4 protein-coding genes and 1 pseudogene are annotated in these 4,223 nt (G+C 36.0%); 2 read left to right on the top strand and 3 right to left on the bottom strand.

The genetic code is table 11. The features are described from left to right. Both C237_RS14755 and C237_RS0110240 read left to right on the top strand, forming a co-directional pair. Positions 1-262, top strand: a 262-nt coding sequence (locus C237_RS14755; RefSeq protein ID WP_033398971.1) for an integrase, incomplete at its 5' end; no start/stop codon positions are given. A 60-nt stretch (positions 263-322) separates the two neighbouring features. Beyond that, a complete protein-coding gene (locus C237_RS0110240) occupies positions 323-2,092 on the top strand; it encodes a hypothetical protein (RefSeq protein ID WP_018676401.1) in 1,770 nt (589 codons plus the stop codon). Between the two features lie 134 nt (positions 2,093-2,226). Here C237_RS0110240 and C237_RS14020 read toward each other — a convergent pair whose 3' ends face one another. The 3 genes and pseudogenes from C237_RS14020 to C237_RS14625 all read right to left on the bottom strand — a co-directional run. Next, a complete protein-coding gene (locus C237_RS14020; RefSeq protein ID WP_018676400.1) occupies positions 2,227-3,021 on the bottom strand; it encodes a hypothetical protein in 795 nt (264 codons plus the stop codon). Positions 3,022-3,162: 141 nt separating this feature from the next. After that, positions 3,163-4,053, bottom strand: coding sequence for a GIN domain-containing protein (locus tag C237_RS0110230; protein WP_083917679.1), 891 nt, complete (start codon positions 4,051-4,053; stop codon positions 3,163-3,165). A gap of 39 nt (positions 4,054-4,092) precedes the next feature. Further along, positions 4,093-4,223, bottom strand: a pseudogene (locus C237_RS14625) (IS1595 family transposase); the annotation flags it as partial.

Genomic DNA, 4,223 nt, shown 5'->3' with positions numbered 1-4,223 from the left:
CGGAACTATTAAAAACCATACGATTCTTAAAAATCAATATCTAAATGTATCTGAATTATATCAAGATTTTGCTCAATTCTTCTCCTACTACAACCTCTACAGAAGACACGGTTCACTTAGGAAGGAACTTAAGGTTAAAACTCCGATACAAGCCATCGAAAAGTGGTTCGAATTAAAACCTGAAATTTTTAGAATAAATCCTAAAATATTTGAACAAAAAATTATATCTTTACAAAACAATTTTGACCAACTTCATCTATAACCTTGTGAAACTTGACAGGTAATCATAAATCTTCTATATTTGCCGTTTATAAACCATTAAATGAGAATATTTTTATTTATAATATTATTGTTAGGTTTTCAGGTTAAAGCCCAATCTACGGAAATTAAAAATATCATTGTCAAACTGGATAAAGCCGACCTTGAAGGCAAAACCGAAATGGTAGATGCTAAAATCCAGCAACTATTAAAGGATAACAAATACAACACAAAGAATTTAGCATTAATCAAAGCCTTTCAAGGTCGATTAGCAACCCGAAAAGAAGATTTCGAAAATGCCCAAGGTTTGATTGATAAAGCCTTTGTTTATGCCGAAAAATCCAAAGATTCAGAAGCATTGGCTTACACCAATTATGTGCAATCCTTTTACTACCGATATTTAAACATCAATAATCTAAGTTTAGAGTATGTCAATAAAGCCTTAGAATTATTACCCAAAAACACCGATTATTATTTAGAATCCAGGTTGTTTTATAATCTCTACGGGCTCTATTCAGATTGGGATAATGTTGAGAAAAGTGAAGAATACATCAATCTTTGTATGCAATCTGCACGAAAAGCCAAAGATTATGATATGATTGCCAATGCGTATTCAGCAAAATCGACCATTATGAGATTTCAATATGCGCAAAGTCAAAATCCTATATATCAAGATAGTGTCCTATATTACCTCAATCAAGTAGAAGTGCTTAATACACAACAGCCCAATAAAATATCCCCAAGAACTTATGCCATTTCTACCATAAACACTGCTAATTATTATTTTGAAAGATGGATGAGGCGTAAGAATAGCACTTTGAGGGACGGCATTTTATTATACCTAAACAAAACCCACAATGCCCTCAAAACAGTCTATGATAAAGACGAAATTTTAGCCAATGCCATGGGAATAGAAGCCAGTATAGCAATGGATGAAAAACGTTGGGATAGAGCCGAAAAGTTATTTCAAAATGCATATACAATGCTTTTGAATCACAAACCACCACTATATTATACACTTACCAATATCAGCGAAGGACTTACACAACTCTATACCCAACAAGGTAACTATCAAAAAGCGTTATATTACAAAGAGCAACAAAAAACCTTTCAAGATTCTATCTACCGAAAACAACAAATCGAAAATACCTATAAAACCGAAGCCCTCTACAAAAATAAACAAATCAAACGCGAATTAGAAATCACTCAACAAACCGCTGAAGCCCGACAAACGCGTAACTATCTACTCATTGCCGTAGTGGTATTACTTAGTGGTTCACTGTTTTTCCTATTCCGATATTCGCAACAAAAAATGAAATTCCAACGCGTAAAAGCTCTCCGACTTCAGCAGGAAAAAGCCGAAGCCGAGATGAAAATTCAACTCGAAAAAGAAGAACAAAAACGCCTGCGTGCCGAGCAAGAACTCCTTCAACTCAAAAACCAACGCATCGAGAAGGAAAACCTCGCCAAATCACTCCAAATTCAACGCAAAAACGAACTCCTTAGCAAAATCTACGCCGAGGAAGACCTTAACCTACGCAAAATCCTCCGAGACGAAAAACGCATCGACGAAAGTTTGGAAGCCTCACTCAATGAGTTCAAAAGCATCCAACCACAATTTTTCGAGCAACTCAACGAACTATCGGGAGGCAAACTCACGCCTTTAGACCAACGCTACTGCGGCTATCTGTACCTCAATCTATCGACGAAAGAAATCGCCACTCTTTTCTCTGTAGAACCCAAAAGCGTGAGAATGACCAAATACCGTATCAAACAAAAACTCAATATTGGCGAGCAATCTTTGGAAGATTTTTTACAAAGTTTAAAAGGGTAATTTTTATTTTTGGGCGTGCCCCTCTGCCTTTTTTAGGAAAGGTAGAGCGTCGGTCTACGGACAGTCGTTCTTTTTTGTCTTCTTCGACTTCGCTCAGAATGACAAAAAAGGAACTCCAACAATGCCCTCCGCCCTCACGCAGTAACACCGCTGAGTATCTCTTCCAAATCGTAGTTGATAGCACTTTCATTATTTTCAATCTCGTGGAAGTTTTTATAAATAGAAATTTTACTACCCGCACTAGTGATGAGCCTGTCGTAATTATCAAAATCAGCCCAAGTACAAGGGTTAAGAGGAACTTCTTTTTTCGTTTTAGAATGGATAATAGTGTAACTATACATATCAAATCCGCCACGGCTGATACCCTCCATATTATACAATTCTTCTAACTCAAGCGTTCGCCTAATGATGAATCTACCATTGCTTTTTTCCCAATGCATAGGATAATCCATTCCGTATTTCCTCTGTCGCTCCTCTTTCATCTGCCAACCTTTACCGATTTCAAAACGGCTTAGGCGTTTATCAATCGTAATTTTGTATTTATCAAAATGATGCTCTTCTGTATCACACCAAATCGAAATATTTCGGTCATCTACAAACCTCCCACCACCAAACCAAGTATCATTATGTGGGATAAACAATTGAGCGGTAATTATCGGCGGCGAGCAAATCGCTGTCCAACAATAAACATTTTCCTCATACTTTTTTCGATTGCCTCCCATCGCAAAATAGATAAAATGGCGACCATCGGGGGATATATCGCAACGACTAGGGTACAACCTCCCATAAAATGCAGAGCCAAGTACAAATCTCGCACTCGCCTTATCATATTTCATCTCAATAAGATAATTCCGAAAGGCAGTTTTTCTGTAAATAAACAGAATCGTTCTCTTTTCAGAAATAAATCCTACTATTTTTGGGATATTCATTTTTTGGATTTGATGGTGTTATTTTGTGCTTTTAATAAATAAACTCAGACTTCTAATAATTTCTAAATTCTTCAGCCTTTTCGCTAGTTGAAACAGACTTCTCATAGTTTTTATTTTAGGATTATTAAATATTGCAAAAAACTAAAAACGCCCTACTTCCTCTACCGTAGCCATTGAAGATTTATTGATGGTAGTAGTGATAGGATTTTTTACGGCTTTATAACGAATTTTAGACATAGAAGAGGCTTTCACCTCTAATGATTTTTCCACCACACAATTGACTTTTGCCATAGAGTCGGCGGTTATTTTTACATCGGAACTTATTAAGTTTTCCAAATTTGCGATGGAATTTGCATCTGCCTTTATTTGAGTATTTTTTGCTGTGCCTTCCCAATTTGCTCGACCCGAATTGGATACATTCAGCACCAAATCATCCGTTTTAATTTTTCCTTTTATTTGTGCTCCCATAGAGGCATCTGCCATTATTTTATTTGATTCAAAATCAGCATTGATTTCAGCACCGGAAACAGCATTGATCTTTGCTTCATTTACTTTAAAATTTCCTTTCACTTTTCCACCAACTGATGCGTTGATTTGCAATTTTTTACCATTGAAGTCATTGTAGGCAATTGTACCCGAAGAGCAAGACAGCGTCGTATTATCTGTACTAAAATTTCCTTTTATATTGATGTTTGCATTAGAGTCTGCAATCCATTCCGTAACACTTTTTGCTGTCAGTTGAACCTGTGTTTTTGGCGCACTAATGTTGATCATTCCCGTTTCGAATCCATCATAAGTAATGAATAAAGTATCCCGCTTCACTTCCGCTTGTATATACTTTAGATAATGAGATTTGATAACTGCCTCATTGGTTCTCCCAGTCATTGCCTCTAAGGTAATTCCTTGATCTACATGTACCGTATGGAAATTCTGCAAGGTCACTTGCTTTTGTTGTAATTCATCGGTGCGTTGTTGTGCGTAAGTAGTACACCACATCGTGAATGTCATACCTATTATGAATATCGTTTTCATTTTTTAATAATAATTATTAATGTATATCCGTTTATACACCTAATTTCCTGTTATAGCAGCTATAATCACCCTATCGAATAATCGTTCTCCAAAATATCGCCTGTTTAGCTTGTATACAAATTCATTTAAGTATAATTGAAGATATTTGCCTTTGATTTTGTGGTAATTAC

Origin of the sequence: Riemerella columbina DSM 16469, assembly GCF_000374405.1 — a bacterium.
In the GTDB taxonomy this organism is placed as follows: domain Bacteria; phylum Bacteroidota; class Bacteroidia; order Flavobacteriales; family Weeksellaceae; genus Riemerella; species Riemerella columbina.
The sequence above is the reverse complement of the archived record's forward strand: the minus strand, read 5'-3'. Positions and strand labels throughout refer to the sequence as shown.